General features: G+C 47.4%; 26 protein-coding genes and 1 pseudogene. 9 read left to right on the top strand and 18 right to left on the bottom strand.

Features of this window, described 5'->3' with window-relative positions; all coding sequences use genetic code 11:
* Nucleotides 1-65: 65 nt before the first annotated feature.
* The 16 genes from CBG25_RS20030 to CBG25_RS19955 form a co-directional block, all read right to left on the bottom strand.
* Nucleotides 66-617 (bottom strand): Rha family transcriptional regulator, encoded by a 552-nt coding sequence (locus tag CBG25_RS20030; RefSeq protein ID WP_290608850.1) that lies wholly within the window; start codon nucleotides 615-617, stop codon nucleotides 66-68.
* Nucleotides 618-787: 170 nt separating this feature from the next.
* The gene (locus CBG25_RS20025) at nucleotides 788-1,237 is read right to left on the bottom strand and encodes a lysis protein (protein ID WP_290608848.1); all 450 of its coding nucleotides are present in this window, start codon (nucleotides 1,235-1,237) and stop codon (nucleotides 788-790) included.
* Nucleotides 1,207-1,689: a lysozyme gene (locus CBG25_RS20020; RefSeq protein ID WP_290608846.1), complete on the bottom strand. Its 483-nt coding sequence runs from the start codon at nucleotides 1,687-1,689 to the stop codon at nucleotides 1,207-1,209. Before CBG25_RS20020 ends, CBG25_RS20025 begins: the two co-directional genes overlap by 31 nt.
* Nucleotides 1,649-1,867: a phage holin family protein gene (locus tag CBG25_RS20015; protein WP_290608844.1), complete on the bottom strand. Its 219-nt coding sequence runs from the start codon at nucleotides 1,865-1,867 to the stop codon at nucleotides 1,649-1,651. Before CBG25_RS20015 ends, CBG25_RS20020 begins: the two co-directional genes overlap by 41 nt.
* 337 nt (nucleotides 1,868-2,204) lie before the next feature.
* Nucleotides 2,205-2,540 carry a type II toxin-antitoxin system RelE/ParE family toxin gene (locus tag CBG25_RS20010; RefSeq protein ID WP_290608842.1) on the bottom strand — a complete coding sequence of 112 codons (336 nt, stop codon included), beginning with the start codon at nucleotides 2,538-2,540 and terminating at the stop codon, nucleotides 2,205-2,207.
* Complete coding sequence (locus CBG25_RS20005; RefSeq protein ID WP_063657177.1) at nucleotides 2,509-2,745, bottom strand: hypothetical protein; 237 nt, start codon at nucleotides 2,743-2,745, stop codon at nucleotides 2,509-2,511. Before CBG25_RS20005 ends, CBG25_RS20010 begins: the two co-directional genes overlap by 32 nt.
* A 279-nt stretch (nucleotides 2,746-3,024) precedes the next feature.
* Nucleotides 3,025-3,795: a BRO family protein gene (locus CBG25_RS20000; RefSeq protein ID WP_290608839.1), complete on the bottom strand. Its 771-nt coding sequence runs from the start codon at nucleotides 3,793-3,795 to the stop codon at nucleotides 3,025-3,027.
* A 242-nt stretch (nucleotides 3,796-4,037) separates the two neighbouring features.
* Nucleotides 4,038-4,385 carry an antiterminator Q family protein gene (locus CBG25_RS19995; RefSeq protein WP_290608836.1) on the bottom strand — a complete coding sequence of 116 codons (348 nt, stop codon included), beginning with the start codon at nucleotides 4,383-4,385 and terminating at the stop codon, nucleotides 4,038-4,040.
* 75 nt (nucleotides 4,386-4,460) lie between these two features.
* Nucleotides 4,461-4,817 carry a RusA family crossover junction endodeoxyribonuclease gene (locus CBG25_RS19990; RefSeq protein ID WP_290608834.1) on the bottom strand — a complete coding sequence of 119 codons (357 nt, stop codon included), beginning with the start codon at nucleotides 4,815-4,817 and terminating at the stop codon, nucleotides 4,461-4,463.
* Nucleotides 4,818-5,753: a hypothetical protein gene (locus tag CBG25_RS19985; RefSeq protein ID WP_290608832.1), complete on the bottom strand. Its 936-nt coding sequence runs from the start codon at nucleotides 5,751-5,753 to the stop codon at nucleotides 4,818-4,820. It abuts the gene before it with no gap.
* 19 nt (nucleotides 5,754-5,772) lie between these two features.
* Nucleotides 5,773-6,018, bottom strand: a complete 246-nt coding sequence (locus CBG25_RS19980; protein ID WP_290608830.1) for a DUF1187 family protein — start codon at nucleotides 6,016-6,018, stop codon at nucleotides 5,773-5,775.
* Nucleotides 6,019-6,032: 14 nt separating this feature from the next.
* Entirely contained in the window at nucleotides 6,033-7,091 is a 1,059-nt protein-coding gene (locus CBG25_RS19975; RefSeq protein ID WP_290608828.1) for a DnaB helicase C-terminal domain-containing protein, read from the bottom strand.
* Between the two features lie 154 nt (nucleotides 7,092-7,245).
* Complete coding sequence (locus CBG25_RS19970) at nucleotides 7,246-7,662, bottom strand: transposase (protein WP_290608827.1); 417 nt, start codon at nucleotides 7,660-7,662, stop codon at nucleotides 7,246-7,248.
* 214 nt (nucleotides 7,663-7,876) lie between these two features.
* Nucleotides 7,877-8,362: a hypothetical protein gene (locus CBG25_RS19965; protein WP_290608826.1), complete on the bottom strand. Its 486-nt coding sequence runs from the start codon at nucleotides 8,360-8,362 to the stop codon at nucleotides 7,877-7,879.
* Nucleotides 8,359-9,312, bottom strand: coding sequence for a DUF3102 domain-containing protein (locus CBG25_RS19960; RefSeq protein WP_290608825.1), 954 nt, complete (start codon nucleotides 9,310-9,312; stop codon nucleotides 8,359-8,361). Before CBG25_RS19960 ends, CBG25_RS19965 begins: the two co-directional genes overlap by 4 nt.
* 12 nt (nucleotides 9,313-9,324) lie before the next feature.
* A complete protein-coding gene (locus CBG25_RS19955; protein ID WP_290608823.1) occupies nucleotides 9,325-9,645 on the bottom strand; it encodes a helix-turn-helix domain-containing protein in 321 nt (106 codons plus the stop codon).
* A 676-nt stretch (nucleotides 9,646-10,321) separates the two neighbouring features.
* On the opposite strand from CBG25_RS19955, the gene CBG25_RS19950 reads away from it, so the two are divergent.
* Nucleotides 10,322-11,281, top strand: coding sequence for a helix-turn-helix domain-containing protein (locus tag CBG25_RS19950; protein ID WP_290608852.1), 960 nt, complete (start codon nucleotides 10,322-10,324; stop codon nucleotides 11,279-11,281).
* Nucleotides 11,282-11,310: 29 nt separating this feature from the next.
* Here CBG25_RS19950 and CBG25_RS19945 read toward each other — a convergent pair.
* Both CBG25_RS19945 and CBG25_RS19940 read right to left on the bottom strand, forming a co-directional pair.
* A pseudogene (locus CBG25_RS19945) lies at nucleotides 11,311-12,078 on the bottom strand (DNA adenine methylase).
* A 257-nt stretch (nucleotides 12,079-12,335) separates the two neighbouring features.
* A complete protein-coding gene (locus tag CBG25_RS19940; RefSeq protein WP_290608822.1) occupies nucleotides 12,336-12,593 on the bottom strand; it encodes a hypothetical protein in 258 nt (85 codons plus the stop codon).
* A 134-nt stretch (nucleotides 12,594-12,727) separates the two neighbouring features.
* Here CBG25_RS19940 and CBG25_RS19935 point away from each other — a divergent pair, with 134 nt between their 5' ends.
* Genes CBG25_RS19935 through CBG25_RS19900 form a run of 8 tightly spaced genes read left to right on the top strand, consistent with a single transcriptional unit; the run spans nucleotide 12,728 to nucleotide 17,696 of the window.
* Complete coding sequence (locus CBG25_RS19935; protein ID WP_290608821.1) at nucleotides 12,728-13,081, top strand: putative holin; 354 nt, start codon at nucleotides 12,728-12,730, stop codon at nucleotides 13,079-13,081.
* A complete protein-coding gene (locus tag CBG25_RS19930) occupies nucleotides 13,078-13,722 on the top strand; it encodes a transglycosylase SLT domain-containing protein (protein WP_290608820.1) in 645 nt (214 codons plus the stop codon). The genes CBG25_RS19935 and CBG25_RS19930 overlap by 4 nt, the downstream gene beginning before the upstream one ends.
* Entirely contained in the window at nucleotides 13,715-14,338 is a 624-nt protein-coding gene (locus tag CBG25_RS19925; RefSeq protein WP_290608819.1) for a hypothetical protein, read from the top strand. Before CBG25_RS19930 ends, CBG25_RS19925 begins: the two co-directional genes overlap by 8 nt.
* The gene (locus tag CBG25_RS19920) at nucleotides 14,335-14,658 is read left to right on the top strand and encodes a hypothetical protein (protein WP_290608817.1); all 324 of its coding nucleotides are present in this window, start codon (nucleotides 14,335-14,337) and stop codon (nucleotides 14,656-14,658) included. Before CBG25_RS19925 ends, CBG25_RS19920 begins: the two co-directional genes overlap by 4 nt.
* A 2-nt stretch (nucleotides 14,659-14,660) precedes the next feature.
* Nucleotides 14,661-14,972, top strand: coding sequence for a hypothetical protein (locus CBG25_RS19915; RefSeq protein WP_290608815.1), 312 nt, complete (start codon nucleotides 14,661-14,663; stop codon nucleotides 14,970-14,972).
* Between the two features lie 2 nt (nucleotides 14,973-14,974).
* Nucleotides 14,975-15,529 (top strand): DUF3486 family protein, encoded by a 555-nt coding sequence (locus CBG25_RS19910; protein ID WP_290608813.1) that lies wholly within the window; start codon nucleotides 14,975-14,977, stop codon nucleotides 15,527-15,529.
* Nucleotides 15,526-16,842 carry a terminase family protein gene (locus CBG25_RS19905; RefSeq protein ID WP_290608811.1) on the top strand — a complete coding sequence of 439 codons (1,317 nt, stop codon included), beginning with the start codon at nucleotides 15,526-15,528 and terminating at the stop codon, nucleotides 16,840-16,842. Before CBG25_RS19910 ends, CBG25_RS19905 begins: the two co-directional genes overlap by 4 nt.
* A complete protein-coding gene (locus tag CBG25_RS19900) occupies nucleotides 16,842-17,696 on the top strand; it encodes a DUF935 family protein (RefSeq protein ID WP_290608809.1) in 855 nt (284 codons plus the stop codon). Before CBG25_RS19905 ends, CBG25_RS19900 begins: the two co-directional genes overlap by 1 nt.
* The last annotated feature ends 124 nt before the right edge of the window (nucleotides 17,697-17,820 follow it).

Raw genomic sequence — 17,820 nt, 5'->3', positions numbered from 1 at the left:
ACATAAACGTCGTATATCTGAAAAAATAACCCTTTATCAACAAAATTGGGACGTAATCAAAAATGCTATTGCTGAGCACATCCGTGTTTTATTAGCGTACCCAAATTAGTTTTGTGCGAAACTCGTGGCGTAAATAAATCATCTTGTCGTTTACGTAATCTTCGCCCCGCATCAGACGAATCTTCATCAGATGCTTTCCGTGCAGTAGCAACAATATTTTGTAATTGCTCAATAGTAAAAGCTAACCCTTTATTTTCTTCCAACTCCGTCATGTAGTCATAGACTTTAGCTTGTAACTCATAGCTATAGCTCATTGCCATCAAACAAGCTTCACGCTTAGGAAATCGGTAAATCTTTCGCGTTGCTTTCGCACCATTTCCAGCGGTGAAAATAACATCAGAGAAAAATTTCCCTGATGTTTCGCCCAGAACTTTAGGTACTTTCTTCAAAAAATCATTGTGCTGTAACTTGCGATATTTTTTGCAAGGAAACGTTAGTCCCTCTGCCTCCGCTTTTGATTCCCGGTCAGCATTAATATAGTCCACCATTTCCAAACTGGTCATTGTTGGCATTTCGGTTACTAAAAAATTGTCATTTTTAGTTGTTACTGATTTCATCGTACTTTTCCTTATAGAAAATCGAACCTGCGCGCACAGAACAGCCGCCCACAGAAAAAGCACCATTTTAAACGGCGTTCTTCAGGCTCGACTTTCTGTAAGGTTCTGTGTTATTGGATGCGCGTGCGTTGCGCTGGGATTGTTAAGATTTGAACGTATCAATTACTGATTTATTGACATTGTGTTTTGATGTACTGCTGTAGATATTCCGTCAGCTTCTCATTCTCAACTATCATTTCTCTGAGACGGAAATAATCTTGTCGAGCTGCTTCGCCAAGTTGTGGGGTGGCTTCATCATATCGGCTCTGGGCGGTAACGGTTTTGGATGTATGACACACGGCGTTGACGCGCAACCGTTTAGTGCCAGCACGCAAAGCATCATGCAGCTTATCCAGTTCAGCTTTGGCATTATTTAATTTCTCAGTCTGTTGAATTTCAATCTTTTGCAAAACATCAATCTTGTCCTGCTGTAATTTCACGGCTTCGAATTGAGCCTGATATTGCTGTTTTAACGTTTGGTAGTTTTGCTTGACGGTTTGATAACGTGAATTGATGAAAAAGAGTGATAAAATCAATGAAGCAATAATCACTACGACAAATGCGTAAGGTCGCCATAACATATTACGCTCTCTATTTCCCGACGGGTCATTAACCCTTTCCACTTTCTACCATCAGCATAAACCCATCGTTTCATCTCATCACACGCGCCTTTTCGGTCATTAGCGTTGAGCTTTTTGAGTAACGTGGATTTAGCAAAATTGCCAACACCAACGTTGTAAGCGAATGAGTAAAGCGCTGCCTGAGTCAGTGTATTGATATTGACCTTAATCAACGGGTCAACGTAACGTTTAACTGCGTTTAAATCGTCATTAAGCCACTTATCACATTCGGCTTTGGTGTACGTTCGATTACGCTCAATATCGTTACCTGTGTGCCCGTAGCAAACAGAAAGAATACCGCCCCCATCGAAATAGGGTTTGAGTCTCAATCCTTCAAAATAAGTTATCATGCTTGATGCTAAAAACAGCGCACTACCGCCCGTTGCCATCAATATTTTTTTCGGTATCTTCATAGTGACGCTCTTTTAACTTGAGTTCCTTCCATTTGTAGTACCAGTTGACTAAGCAGGTCGCAACCGTACAGGTTATCCCTATCAGGGCGACCCATTGGTCAATACTAAAACCCATCAAAGTCGTTAGAATACCGGACAAATAAGCATTGAGGGTTGAGTGTTTTTCAAACATACGCATATACCCTCCCGTTGAGGGTTCCATTGCTTTAAATTAAAAAGGGAGCCAGCCGCTTTACTACACGAGTTTCGCACAAATAAAAAAATGCTCTATTTTTCAGTTTAATTCAGCATAATATATAAATAGAAAAAATCTCATAAATTAAAAACAACTTATTGTAATTTAAGTAAATTTATACTTCTTAGTAAGTTACAGATTAATCATTGTTTTGAAGCCATTTCTAGAATTTTATATGCTTGTGCGAAACTCGTGTACTAGTTTATGCTGCTTTATTTGTGAGTATTGCGGTGGCATAAATGAAAAAAGCCACATTAAGTGGCTTAATTAAAATTAAAAGTTACTGTGATTTAATGAGTTTTAAGTCATTATTTCGGGATTGCTTTTGTACTTGATAGAAATTTTCATGAGAGCCTAAATTTAAAAGATATAATTCTAATTTATCTTCTACCCAACTATAACCTAGCAATGTTAACTGTTTATTGAGTTGAAATTTATGTACCCTAAGAAAACTTAAATCACCCCTTTTTTGCTCGCCAATTTTTGGATTATCTAATATTTTTTGGATTTCATCTTCTACCAAAGAAAGAAGCTGATCGGGTAATTTACTTAATGCTTTTGTGAAACGCCTTGTTTCGTAAACATTAATCTTCTGACTTTTTTGTCCTTCTGACATATTGCGACACCTTACCGTTGTCGACTTCATTTTTAGCCAGCAAAGAATCAAGAATAAAAGCGTAGGGTAAATCCGGATTATCTTCCGCCATCCGTCCAATCTTAGCCCAATGTTCAATCTGCTTTGGCACACTTCTACTGAAAGTGAGCGCATGACTCTTCACTTCGCTTACGAAGTCATCATCTAAACGTATACTTGTAGCCATATTTAACCTCTCTAACGCTTTTTATGGAATGCTGCGTTGACGCATCGTCTCGAAACAATAAAAATGTCCGGATAATTAATATACGTCATTTTGTTGCATATAGCAACATATAAGCGCGTAAGTAATTTAAGATTTCTTTGTAACAAAGAAAAACCCCGCAAAAAGCGAGGTTCTGATAATATGTTTAAGCGCTAACTCAATAGCTTTGCGCTACTATAACATATAATACTGTACGGATGTACGGACAGTCAAGCATTTTACTGAGTATTTGATCAGTATTTAACGTCGCTCTAAAAATTGCTGTATCTCTGCTTGTTGCCAGCGTGTTAGTGTATCTGCCAGAACAAAAGTATGCTCCTGATTACTCTCTTCAAGCAATTGTTTCATTTCAGCTAATACCTTATCTGCATCCTCACGTTTGCGGAGTACTCGCCTTACGGCCTGTTTCTCTGCCTCATAGATCGCTTCTTTAACACCATTGGTGAAGTTATAAATCTTTTCACATTCTTTTGCGATGATGGGTATTTGGTTGACTTCAAAATTTTGAGGTGAGTCTACACCTGTTGCATGACGGAGTGCATACCAGATACCTTGCGTCCACGAACGCTCAAATCGGAAGCCATTAGCCATCGTCCAAATTAGACGAGAAAGATGTGAGGTGTCATCTGCGGTTAGTAATTCTCTTGCTTCTGGAGAGTATTGCGGGTGCTCATACTTACCCGTTTTGCGTATAGATGGAAGAACTTCCCTGAAAATCCAATCTTGAAATTGTTTTGCTTCCGGCTTATTGCTACGAAAAATCACACGGTACAAATTAGGTTCATTCACAAATGCTGCTTCTTGCTCTCTTCCTATAGAATCAGTGATGTACGTTTTGCGTACCCCATCTTGATCTAGTATTTCAGACGCTACACGTCGTGAATTTGCTATCGTTAGAACCTCACAAACATCTTTGAGACAAAACCATGGTTCAGCATCAATTATTTTTATGCGGACATTATGAGTTTCTTTGAAAGAAAATGAGATTGATTGAATCGATAAATTAGCCATATTCGGCCTCCTTATGTATTTAGTCTACAGCTACCAGTTAGTCGCTGGTAGCCAGGTGTCAACTGAGCTACATAAGAAGCTCCGGGCATATTCCCCTTTCAGGTGTTTTATTACGCCTCTCCACCCGGCCTTCGGATGTGATTACGCCGTATAACGGACATAAAAAAGCCGCATGGCTATCGGGTGCGGATGACCGCTTATGTATTCAGTACGGTCAGCATACGATAGTCTATACGGTGTTGTCAATTTGTTGCTTTAAGGAGTGTGTGAACAGTGCCCGCTATGTAGGATTCAGCCCTACCCATGTAAGCGGTGATATAATCAGGTCTTTTCCTCCAGTTTTTAGCTATCATCCGGCATGAAATATGATGCTGATAATGTAAACAAATAATGTTATATCCATCGATATCATATTTTTTTAATCCTGCTACGGCTTTATCAACTATTTCGCCTTCCTCATCGCTTAGCCAAAGTCTGTCATCGTCGAATTTAATAGGAGCAATGGTAGACATACCTTTGTACTCGGTTCCAATGCGGGTCATGCTCCAGTTTCCCCATGCTTCCAGTAAATCTTTTACGTGCCTACTCATCTCCCCTCCGGCAAAAATAGGAATAGAGGCATGGTCTCAATGCCCTGCGTTGAATGTTTAAGGTGGTTTCTTGAATTACGTAATTTCCCAAATGGTAATAACCAGTTTCCCACCCTTAATGATTTCCTTTCGCTCAACGTGCAACACATCTATCTGAGAATCATCAACTATCAAACCGCCATGACACAGCGCATCAATCGGTGCTTTCATCAGGTTATCTAAATCTCGTTTACGACGGTCAGGCGGATACACCCCTATCTCAACCCCTAAACGTTGCGATAATCGCTTACAGAGCTTTTGCCGCATTATTTCAGCGACTATCAATTGGCGGTATAATTTGCCCTTTGGTGTGATGAAGTGTTTTTGTTTTGCGTGATACCAGTAGTGATTGACTGAAGGGGGAAAAGGAACAGTGATGTTATAAGTTTTCATTCATGGCTTAACCTCTCTCATCTCCACCCCTTTAGCGGTATAACCGATTACCTGTTTACCCGCTATCCGTTGGCGCTTTTTTGTCAGAAAATGAATATGGTCTTCATAAACATAACGGTATTCACCATCGACGAGAATATGTTTAAAGGCTTTCATTGGTTGTTTTGTATGCTGCACAAATCGTATTAACTTATTGTTTTTAATTATTTCTTTTGTGCGCACCTCTTTGAGCGTTTTTTCTTTACATCGGTAAATCCAAAAATCATTGAGCTTTCCGGTTATCTTTCGAGTGCGTACCTTGATATAACCAAGTCGCTTCATGAGTTTGCTAAATTCCGCGTCATTACGAATTAAATTCCCGATACATCGTAGCGGTTCAGCTTGCCAGCCTTTAGCCTTATAGATTTTTATTAATCCACGATGGTAATGTTTATTCAGAATCGTGTATTTATCGCCTTGCTTGGGATTACGGTATAATATCCAATTATCAACGGCTTCTTTCCGTGTTTTTTGGTCAATCAACAACGCGAAGGTAACCAAAGGTGAACCATCTTTCCGTTCAGTGAATTGCTGACTAACTTTGCAAATAATATTCAGCGCATAACTATCAATATCTTTAGGCTGCACAAATTGATAATAATCATTATTATTCAATCTGTTAACTGTGCGCACCTCTGAATGATAATTATAAGATTGCTTATCCTGACCTGTTAGTCCGGTATCACTATTTGCCTCATGAACGGAAATCCCCGAATTAAGCCACACTACCCCATTACCATCGTGTCTCAGTCCTAAATCGGTTAATGTGCAGATACCGTTGTTAATGGCTGACCAGTTACCGGAAATAACCGCTTTTCGAAGATTAAATATACCGGAGTCCTCACTTTGAACACAAAGGTATCTCTCACGGTGATTTGCCATGCTTTGCATTTTCATGTTGTTGCCTATTTGATTTTTATTTGGTGGTGTTTAGCGGAGTACAAGTGAAATTTTCTATTGATACTTTTGGCAGTTTGTCACGCTTTCCAGCACTGCCTCCCGTCCAGTAATAATCAATTTCCTTAAATTGCATTTTAAACATGGACGGCTGGGATAACATTTTTAAACAATCCTGTTCTGAGAGTTTCTTATCACTATAGTGCCACCAATACACGGGCGCACCGCCATCCTTAACAAGGGTTGCTTCAATTTTGTATTTCATTGGGGGTGTCCTGATTAAATCGTTACGCCTTGAGCGTGGCGTCTTAAACTTTGTTGATGAGATGATTGTGAGATTTTTTCTGCTTCTTGTTGATTGGTGTCGATAAAATGACCGTTTTCAAACTCCTGATAAACCGTCCCCGTTTTGCCAAACCGATTTTTGGTTACGATAATTTCAGCATACTTCGCTGAGGGTGAATTTTCGTTATAAACCCCGTCACGATATAGCATGATAATGCTGTCTGCATCTTGCTCAACGCTGCCAGAATCCCGTAAATCAGCGTTAACAGGGCGCTTGTTTGTCCGCTTTTCAACCTCTCTTGATAACTGGCTCAATGAGATTACGGGCGTTTTTAATGTTTTAGCCAGCCGTTTCAAATTTGCCGAAATATGCGCTATCGCTAGGTCATTTCGTTCAGCTCTGGGTTTATCAATTAATCCGAGGTAATCAACCATGATTAACGAGAGCTGGGGATACTCTTTTTTCTGTCTGGTGGCAACAGAGGCTATTTGCTCAACGGTAAGTTTACTTGCATCCACTATCCATACATCTAAATCATGCAACAAACCAATCGCACCAGTTATCTTATTCCAGTGCTCCTGCTCTAATCTTGATGGATTTCTCAGCATTGAAACGGGAAGATTTGACGCTTGGGCAATCTGTCTTTCAATGATTTGGCCTGAGTCCATTTCCATTGAAAAAATTAGCACGCCTCGCCGCTGTTTGATGTCCCTTATTTCTTGACTGGCAACGCTTTTGGCAATCTTCAATGCAAATTCGGTTTTCCCCATACCGGGTCTGGCAGCGACAATCACTAAATCTACCGGATTGATACCCCCTGTTATCTCATCCAGTTCACCTATCCCTGTTTTTAAGGTATTTGATTGCTCTCCGTTTTGCAGACGATTTTCCAATAAGTCAGTGTAATCGCTAATAAGCTCTTTCAGGTTTACAGGCTTGATTTCTTCATTCGAAGTTCGCAATTCTGTTGCTTTCGACAAAAAATCATCGATAGCCTGAGTGGCTGAATGGATAGTGCCATTGGCAACAACATCCTTGACCGAATTTATCATTCACGAGTTTCGCACAGGCATATAAAATTCTAAAAATGGCTTAAAAGCAATGATTAATCTGCAAGTTACTAAAAAACATAAATTTTCTTAAATTACAATAAGTTGTATTTGATTTATAAGGTTTTGACTATTTATATATCATGCTGAATTAAACTTAAAAATAGAGCGTTTTTTTATTGGTGCGAAACTCGTGTTGACGTTCACTCAATGGAGGCGGAGTCCAGAGGCTTGGCGTATGCAGGGCGCAATAGCGTGCTATCATTTTTGCATCCCCTTTATCCGTTTTATTCCGACTCAGTTCACTTTCACCAAATGAATGGATACGTGATGGGTTTTCTATGCTGACATCAATACCATTATCAACCAGAAACATAGCCAGTGGAAAACTATAAATCCCTGTCGATTCGAGACAAATATGACAATCTCCGTAAACAGACAACCACTTTAGCAACTGGGCAAATCCAGATGAAGTATTTGAAAACACCTTTGTTTTATATTTTTTTCTCTCAACCCATACTGCAACATCGAATTTTAATTTAGCGACATCAATACCCACTGAGGTTTTGATCATGGTAAATTCTCTCATGAAAAACAGATAATTGAATATATCGTCCTAACCTTCCTTATAAATACGTGCTCGTAGCACAAGATACCGTTCGGTTTTGAAGACGATGATGAATATGTCACCAGGGTTTAATCTGAGGTACAAGCTCTAAGCTTAAGGCAGCGTACAAACTCACCGGTAACATCCCAATGATCAGTTGGGGATCATTAACCTTTGACAGTCAATGATCAAGATATAAGACATGATTGGGATGCTCGGTTTTTAATTGAACGCACGGGGCTGGTGCCCGTAACTGGTTGGGGTGCAGGCGATATTGGTACAGCGCTCGGCTGATGGCATCGACCGACAGAGGGAACCACTCGCCGGTCTCGTTATCAATATACCCGGCATTAATCAGGCCATTGGCCCGCAGGTCATTAACCGCCTGCTCCAGGCTGTAAAGGCGCTTGCCGTTTTTGCGATGCGAGGCCATCATCACGCCGGATATTTGCAGCGCTTCCTCACGGGTCAGGGCACTGGTGCCACAATCCACCCGTTGCTTGCGCGGCGGTTTAGCGCTTACCTGTTTGATTTTTCGCAGTAGCGTGGCTTTGGAAATGCCGAGTGCCTGGCAACCTGTCTGATAAACCGCGTCTTTGCCGCCATGTCCGGCTTTTTCGGCGGCCTGGGCAATCGCTAACAGGCGTTCGGTCAGGATGGCGTTCATAACACCACCTCCTCGCCGTTATCCTGCCCCGAGCCACGTAGGTGTTCCGGTAACTGAAAATCGGCGTCTTCGGCATCACTATCGTCTTTTACCCAGTCAGGGACCAACTCTGATACTGCGTGGTGGGGCAATGAAAAATCACTGCGTAACACATTGATTTCAAACTCAATATTATTAAGTAAGCCCGCTAGATAATCGGCGTGGGACGTGATATCGCCACTGTGGCTGCTCAGTTTTTCTAGCCCTTCCCGAAAGCGGCCCATTAATATGGCCTTGACATCAAAGCCTACCAGGCCAATCTCTTCACGGAGCTGGCGTACGCCCTCTTCCCCTAATGGGCGATGTTGATCGAGCAGGCGTTTTTCGCTCAGTTCATTGATCTTTTGATCTTTCTCATTGGCTAAGCGACGGCTGGCTTCAAGTGATTTTTCTGTATCACGTAGTTTTGCTTTGAGTTCACGTACAGACATTCGATCGACATCATCCAGTGTCAGGCCAGCAATGGTGCCGCCTTCGGCGAGTTCAGCGAGTTCTTCATCATCCTGGGTCATCAATTCAAAAAGCTTTGCTTTTCCTAATCCGGCCAACGTAGGCCGTTTTCCCATTAATTGAGGCGATAAATATTTTAGTGACGCTTCCATCATCCTCCGCGCTGTTCTCTCTGCCAGCCCTAATTGCTCAGTAACAATTTTAGTAAACTCGCCGTGCGGCTCATTTTCTTTGATAATGATGAGTCGCTTGCCCGCCTCCAGCATGGCTTCGGCACTTTGTGCCATATAGAAGCGCGCTTCATGCACAATGCGCTCGCGCTGATAGGGCAAGCCTTCGCCGTACTTGTCCATAATCGCCTGCTGATGTTCAGCCAGGGCATTAAGGTTGTTCATTAAATCCGGTGTCAACGGTTGCTCGGGGGTGATATCAGCCGGCATCGGTAACGCTTTTCTACCCATGATTTTTTCCTCTTACGGTTTTGACGGTGATGCTACGCAGCGCCCACGTCTTTCGGCCATCTTGATTTGTGCCCGTTCCGTTTCATCAAAAAAGGCAATGGCAATCTGTATCAATTCTTCACTCAGGCCGTAATTCCCATTGAAGCGCTGCTCAACCATGCCCTCTTCCACTAAAAACGGCAGGGTGCGACTGATATTGGCCGGAGAGTCTTTAATAAGCTCTGCCAACGCTTTATTGGACAGACCCTCGCGGTAATGCCCTTTCATCGCTTTTAAAATACGCAGCGCCCGCCGTGTTCGTGAAGACGCGTGCAGGGATAAGGTGTTTTTCATCGGATGACTCTTTTTCATTAATGGAAATTGTGTTACCGTCAGTGAAACGGGCGAATGTTATTTTTTGGCTATGTAGGCGTTAAATGTTGTACATCTAACAGGCCCTAGGCATTATCCGGACTGGAGACGCATACTCGAGTGCCATAAAACTCTAATCAACCATTTGATTTTACAAGAAAAAGTGTGGGATCCATTAGATTTACAACATTTAACGCCTACATAGCCTATTTTTTATGGCGCTTTTGGCCCGATGGCATGGGGGAACCCATTATCTGTTCAATCGCCTGTTTGATTTTGCGCGCTTCACCGCGCCAGCCCTGGCAGCGCCCATTCAGTAGCATGGATACATGATTGTGATCAAATTTGTTGGCCTTGGCCCAAGCCCTCATAGAGGGATATTGCTGGTAGACATGGTTATAAAAACAGCGTTTAAAGTCGGCGGGGTGTTGCAGTGATATGGTGTTATCTCCGTCATAAAAAGTTAAAAATAAATATACAATACCATGCAAAATAATGTAAAGTCTTTTTTGTTTGTTTTTGTATATTCTTCATCACAATGAAAAACCACGGGTCGTTATCGACCTGAAAGGAGAGCTGTATGGCAAAGAAAAAAACTGCAACTGCCCTGTCTGTGAATACAGAGGACAATATCACGATTGCGTGGTGGTGGTGGTCAATTGCATACCCTGAAAAAAATACAGAAAACAGCGCCCAACAGGAGGTGATGGCGCGTTTTGGCGACGGGCTACCCTATGAAAGGGAGAGGATTGTTCATGAAGCGCGCTTTTATATGGCGCAAAGTGCCGAAGCCATGCTGGAGGCGGGGAAGCGACTTATTATTATCAAAGAGAATGAACCGCATGGGGAGTTTATCAATATTGTAACCGACAGATTAGGTTTAACACCTACTACTGCACAGCGTTTGATGAAAGCCTCCGTTAAATATCTCTCTCCTACGCTGCAATCAAAAACCCCATCGCTGGCGTTTTTGGGTAAAACCAAACTCTATGAGTTGATGTTAGAAGATGACGAAGACCTTGCTGAACTGGCCGAAGGCGGAACCATTGCTGGCCTGACGCTAGATGACGTTGATCGGATGTCGGTGAGGGAATTACGAGCCGCGTTACGTAAGGACGAAGCGGCGCTTAAACGCAGCCAGCAACTGGTAGCAGAAAAAGAAAAGCAGTTACAACAGCTGAGTCAGCAACTGGCTGGCAAAACCGCTATGTCTACCGCGAGCGATGAAGAGACTCCACTCGATACCCAGCAGTGGGTCACGCTAACGCTAGAAGGGGTGGGAGACCGCTTGAAGTCGGAACGTCTACGGCTGGGACTGAGCCAGGAGATGTTCGCTGAACGCTGTGGGGTTAAAAAACTAACTCAATACAACTACGAAAAAAGTGAACGCCATCCTGATGCGGGTTACTTAATCGCGGCGAAAGCATTAGGGGTTGACCTCAATTATGTGATGACCGGCGAGCGCAGTGATGAAGCCAGTGCGCTCGATGTGGTGCGCGATGAGGAAGAGGCGAACTTACTGACCGCGTTCCGCCATATCCCAGGGGAAACCAGAGATATTGCATATCGTACTCTGGCCGCCATGACTGAGAAAAAAGCCGCCCGTCACCGCGCTTAACCCTTCCCCATTCGTGGCTGCGAATGGGGTTATTTAACGGTAATAATCAGCTCACGTCGTTGCGTGGGCTGATTGCTATTGAGACTGTAGCGAATCGGCACGCTCTCCATCGCAAAACCCTGAAACACGACCCGCATTTCAGGAATATCATTGACGGAAATAATCATCATCCCCGCCAGTTCTCGTCCCATCTCCGCCAGTTTTTCATATTCTGCCAGAGCAAAATCCACGCCATAGCCCTCTGTTCCCCAATACGGCGGATCGCAGTAAAACAGGGTGTGCGGGCGGTCATAACGGGCAATGCAGCTTGACCAATCGAGTTGTTCAATGGTGGTGCGAGACAATCGCAGGTGAGCCAGCGACAGCTCCTCTTCCATCCGTAGCAGGTTCAGGCGTGGCCCACTGGTCGTGGTCACACCAAAGGTGTGCTCCGCCACCTTGCCGCCGAATGCCTATTTTTGCAGGTAATAGAAACGGGCTGCGCGCTGGATATCGGTTAAGGTTTCGGTTGGGGTGATTTTCAACCATTGATACATCGCCCGGCTGACCAGCGCCCATTTAAACTGGCGCATAAACTCTTCCAGATGGTGCTTGAGTACCCGATAAAGATTGACCAGCTCACCGTTGATATCGTTAATCACCTCGGCTTTGCTGGGTGACTTCATAAAGTAAAGCGCCGCCGCGCCACAAAATGGCTCCACGTAGCAGGTATGCGCCGGGAAGCGCGGTAAAATCTGTTTGGCCAGCCGCCGTTTACCGCCTATCCAGGGCAGTATCGGTAAAAAATTTTGCTGCATTCACTGTTCGCCTTTTTCACTAATGGAAATTAGTGTAAGCTCTTTCTGTCCTCGAGGACGGAAAGCGCCACGGTTGACTCACAGGTCGGTGCTGTGTGTTGACGGCCCATTCGGTGTTCTGGCACCGGGTGGGTCGCGCTTTTTCTACTAAGATACTGATGATTTAAAATTTAAATGATTCATTCAAGAATCAATTATTATCGGAAATGCAGTTGTTGCGCTCATTGACCATCAACGCCCTATTACACTAGAAAATATTATTCAGCATTTTGAGGTTGAACTTCATCGTTCTCCCAACTCTCTACTTGAAAGCTGGAACCGAGAGGCCCTGACTTACCGCCAGGATTCAGTTTCGCCGCAATAAGATCTGCTGCTATCACTAGCAACGCCGCCCAATCAGATTCATCGGCGATGTATATGTCGTTATTTGTGCATCGCTGAAACGCATTATAAAATGTTTCATCTTTGCGTTTCGTGAAAAACCAGGTACCCTCTTCTCGTTCATGCCAACTCATCTCTTTCTCCTTCGTTTTACTATTGAATTTCTGCTATCTTGCTTTTTAAATTTTACCAAGCCTTTTAAAGGACTTTAAAAGCGTTTAGCGCCCTGCCTTGTCACACTGTCTGTCTAATAGTTAGGGAGACCGTGATGAAAATCCGAAAAAAATTGACCTTGACCGACTTTAAAACCCCGCGCCTGGGCGGCTGGTTGCTCACGGCTGCCGGTCTGTTGCTGGTGATTGGCCTGGTGTCACCGCAGCAGCTGCCGGTGGTGTTGTACAAGCTGGCCTTGATTACCCTGGCGGCGGTGGTTGGTTACTGGCTTGACCGTTCGCTGTTCCCCAAAGCCCGCCCCGGACAATACCTGCACCATGACCACCCTGAGGTGGCACAAGGCCGACATCCAGTGCGCGGCGGCTGCCATCAGGTGTTTGCCGCTGCGCAGTTGCGCCGGGCGGTGATTGTGGCGGCAGTGTGCCTGAGTGTGGCAATGGGGTTATGACCATGAACCGCTATCAACACCCACAGGGCGACCCCAGATGGCTGTTGTTCCTTTTGCTGATAGTGCTCCTTGGTGGCGCGCTTGATGCCAATGCGGCGCGTCCCCCACAAGCGGCGCTAGCATACCGGGCTGACCTGATACGCAACGCCCGGATGGTATGGGGCCTTAATGCGCCGGTGGCGGATTTTGCCGCCCAGATTGACCATGAAAGCAGCTGGCAGCCCGGCATCACGAACCACATAGGGGCGCAGGGGTTGGGGCAGTTTATGCCCGCCACCACCGCCTGGATTGGGGCGTTCATGCCGGAACTGGCAGCCAAAGCGCCGCTCAATCCCGGCTGGAGCCTGCGTGCAGTGGTGAGTTTTGATTACTGGCTATGGGAGCGGCTGTCGGCGGTCAATCGCTGTGAGCGCATGGCGATGACGCTTTCGGCCTACAATGGTGGCTTGGGCTGGGTGCAGCGTGACCGCCGCCTAGCGGAACGTCAGGAGTTCGATGGCAGGCGCTGGTTTCACCACATTGAACGGGTCAATGCCGGACGCAATCTGGCGGCCTGGCGCGAGAATCGCCATTACCCCCGCCGTATTTTAAACACCCTGGCACCGCGTTACCTGACCTGGGGAGGGGCAAGCTGTGTTTAATTTTATCAGCATCAAAAGCCTGGGTGTAGTGCTTGGCATCGCGCTGTTATCTGGCGTGTGGTGGCACGGCTACACGCAAGGCGTGAGTCGTTCAACCGAACGGTGCGCGGCAACCCTCAGTCAGCTGCGCGAGACGTTTGCCATTCAGGAAAAACAGCGCGCCGAGCAGGCCGCACAAAGCCTGCAAGCGCTACAACAGCGTTTTACCCATCAGGTAAAGGCAGCGCATCAGGCCGAACAGCACTACCTGAATCGCATTGCACAGCTTCGTGACAAAACCCAACACTTAACTAGGCGGATAGATGACGTTACCCAACATTGGCAGGATGAAAAAGGCCAGCCGCATGCTGTGGCCTGCGTGTTTACTCGTGGCTTCGTGCAGCACTACAATACCGCCCTCGGGCTGTCAGACGTTAACGGTTCAGTCCCTGCCGCCCTTACCGGCCGCACTGGCAACACGTCCCGGCCCCCTGCGTCCGCTGGCGAGCGGCTTCACCCGAGTACCGTTACCCAGCGCGATATCCTCGCCAATATCACCGACAACGGGCAACAGTGTCAGGTCTGGCGGGCACAGGTCAATGGATTACTGGATTATATTGAAGGATTAACACCATGACATTACAGGTCGATTTCTGGGTACTGATGAGCTACCTGTTTGGGCTGGCAGGCTTTCTCGCGGGGTTGGCCCGCTGGTTTATCCGTGAGACCGAAAAGCGTCAGGCCGAACGGTTTGCGTCACTGGAACGGTTGATGCGCGAGGCGTCCGATAAAGGCTCACGCCTTGAGCGCGAGGTGCTGGAATTCAAAGTGGAGGTGCCGGAACGTTACGTTCGGCGCGACGAATTTATTCATTATCAGCAGGTGGTGGAGTCACGGCTTGACGCGATTTACCAGAAGCTGGAAACCATACAACTGCGTCAGGTGGCAGGAGGATAAGGATGATAGAGACCGAACAGGCGCGCCGCGAAGGGTTGCGCTGGGTGTTACTGCAGGTGATCAACAAGGCGCGGCCCTATCCGGCCAATGACCGGCTACTGTGGGATGTGGGCCATTCGCTCTACCCGGACATGACCATGCTGGAGCTGCAAAAAGAGTTGCTGTTCCTTGACGGCTTAAGTCTGGTGCGCCTGACCCGACCGCCGGCGCGCTCATGGACCGCCACACTGACGCCGGAAGGGGTGAATCTGGTGGAATACGTCATCGACGATATCCGTGGCATTGCCCGTCCGGCGAAGTACTGGAGGGAATAAACATGGCTCCGAGAAGCAAGGTAGAAACCCTGCCATCCTCAGTGCGTGAATGGCTCGACCGGGCGCTGACGGAGCGTAATTTCAGTGGCTACCGGGAGCTGGAAGCCTTGCTGCGTGAGAAGGGTTATCGCATCGGTCGGGCACAAATTTCCCGTTACGGCCAGAAGGTACAACGCCGTTTTGCCGCTATCCGTGAGGCGACGGAGATGGCACGTATCATTACCGAGGGGGCGGAAGATGACCAGGACAAACGCTCGGAGGCGATTATCGCCACTATCCAGGCCGATATTCTGACGGCGCTGATTGATGTGCGTGAGGCCAGTGATGAGGACATGCTCCCCGCAGAGCGCGCCTCGCTACTGGCTAAAGTTGGTAAAAGCATTGCCACCCTGACCCGCTCGTCGGTCAGTCTCAAACGCTACCAGACCGAAGTGCGGGAAAAAATCGCGGCGCGCCTCGATGCACTGGAGCAGGAGGCGACGCAACAAGGTAAGGGACATGTCAGTCTGGAGACCCTGAAGCGGGTGCGTGAAGAAATTTACGGGATTATCGCATGAGCAAAAACGGCTTACTCTACCCGTATCAGAACCGCTGGCTGCTGGATACCGCGCGTTTCAAGATTGGCTGTTTTGCCCGCCAGACCGGCAAGACCTTTACCACCACACTGGAAATTGTCGATGACTGTTTTTCGCTGGAAGCCCTCGGCGGTTCGGCGCGTTGGGTGATTTTATCGCGCGGCGAGCGCCAGGCCAAAGAAGCGATGGAAGAAGGGGTGAAAAAGCATTGTCAGGCGTACGGTCTGGCTATCCGCGAAATCGAAGGCAGCGTAAAAGGCCCGGGCAGCGAACGTTACACGATGCTAGAGGCAGTGTTGCCCGGCGGCTCACGCATTACTGCACTCCCGGCTAACCCCGATACGGCACGTGGCTTCGCGGCTAACGTGTTTCTGGATGAGTTTGCCTTTCATGCCGACAGCCGCAAAATCTGGTCGGCGCTGTTTCCGGTGATATCGAACGGCTATAAGCTGCGCGTCACCTCTACCCCTAATGGCAAGGGCAACAAGTTTTATGAGCTGATGACCGACCCGTCTCTCGATACGGTCTGGTCGCGTCATGTGGTCGATATTCACCAGGCAGTGAAAGACGGCCTGCCCCGCGATGTTACTGCCCTCAAACAGGCGCTTAATGATGACGATGCCTGGTCACAGGAATTTGAACTGCAGTGGCTGGATGAAGCCTCCGCCTGGCTCGCCTATGACCTGATTGATGGCGTTGAACACCCGCAGGCGGGCAAGCCGGAGCACTATCAGGGTGGCCCCTGTTTTGTCGGGGTCGATATCGGTCTGCGCCATGACCTGTTTGTGATTTGGGTGATTGAACAGGTGGGCGACGTGTACTGGACGCGCGACATCATTACCCGCAAGCGTGCCCCGTTTGCTGAGCAGGATGCACTGCTCGATGCGGTCTTTGCCCACTACCGGGTGCTGCGCTGCTGCATGGACCAGACCGGCATGGGGGAGAAGCCGGTGGAAGATGCGAAGCGCCGTCATGGCAGCACCCGTGTTGAAGGGGTGTTATTCACATCGGCCAACAAGTTGACGCTGGCCACGCGCGGTAAAGAGGTATTTGAAGACCGGCGCTTGCGATTGCCACAGGGTGATGGGGCACTGCGGGCCGATTTGCATAAACTGAAAAAAGTGATGAGTCCGACCGGGGCACCGCGTTTTGTCGCGGAGAGTGACGCCGCCGGGCACGCTGACCGTGCCTGGGCGCTGTTTTTAGCGCTTAACGCCGCCGACCAGCCGCAGGGGCCGGTGCGCGCTTACTCCTGCTGCCCACGTCAGGCCTCCTCATTGCTAGAGGGATATTGATGATTATCGATAAAAAAGCGTTATTCAGTGACATCGCGACCCGGGCGCGCAGTCCTGCGGGTCTGGGTCAACTGTTCGGCCATTTACCCAATCCTGACCCGATATTGCGCGCGCGGGGGCAGGCGATTGGCGTTTACCGCCAGTTACGCGCCGAGCCACTGGTCGGCAGCAGTATCCGGCGGCGTAAATCGGCAGTCAAATGCCTGGAGCGCGGACTGGAGGCGGGGCAAGCGCCCGCGCAGGTGGTGCGCTTTATTGAACAGACCCTGGCACAGTGGGACATGAACCGCATCATCGGCGAGCTGCTGGATGCGGCCTTTTTTGGCTATCAACCCGCCGAACTGACCTGGGTCAAAGACGGGCGGCATCTGGTGGTGACCGATGTGGTGGGCAAGCCGCCGGAGTGGTTTACCTTTGATAGCGAGAATCGCCTACGCTTTCAAGCCCAGCAGTCAGGACTCACGGGGGAGTTATTACCGCCGCGCAAATTTGTGGTGGCGACGCAAGACGCTACCTTTGATAACCCTTACGGCTTTGCTGACCTGTCGCTGTGCTTCTGGCCGGTGACGTTCAAGAAAGCCGGCTGGTCGTTCTGGATGCGCTTTAGTGAGAAGTACGGTACCCCCTGGGTGGTTGGGCGTCATCCGCGCAGCCAGGACCAGGCGCATATCACCCCACTGCTGCACTCACTCGAGCAGATGGTGCAGGATGCGGTGGCGGTTATCCCCGATGATAGCAGCATTGAATTTAAGGAGCCGGCCACCAAAGGCGCGTCAAGCAGTCTGTATAAAGACCTGATTGAGATGGCTCGCAGTGAAATTACCATTGCGCTGTCAATGCCAATTGAATTCTGATCCACTTTGCTAAAGTAAAACTGATCCACCCCCTTTAATTTACTCGCTCAGTTCCGCTTTCAATTTTTTATGTAGCTGACCGCTTTTTAGCTTGTCTTTTAACCGATAACTTTGTCCACTAATC

This window comes from Arsenophonus sp. ENCA, assembly GCF_002287155.1.
In the GTDB taxonomy this organism is placed as follows: Bacteria; Pseudomonadota; Gammaproteobacteria; order Enterobacterales; family Enterobacteriaceae; genus Arsenophonus; species Arsenophonus nilaparvatae.
The sequence above is the reverse complement of the archived record's forward strand: the minus strand, read 5'-3'. Positions and strand labels throughout refer to the sequence as shown.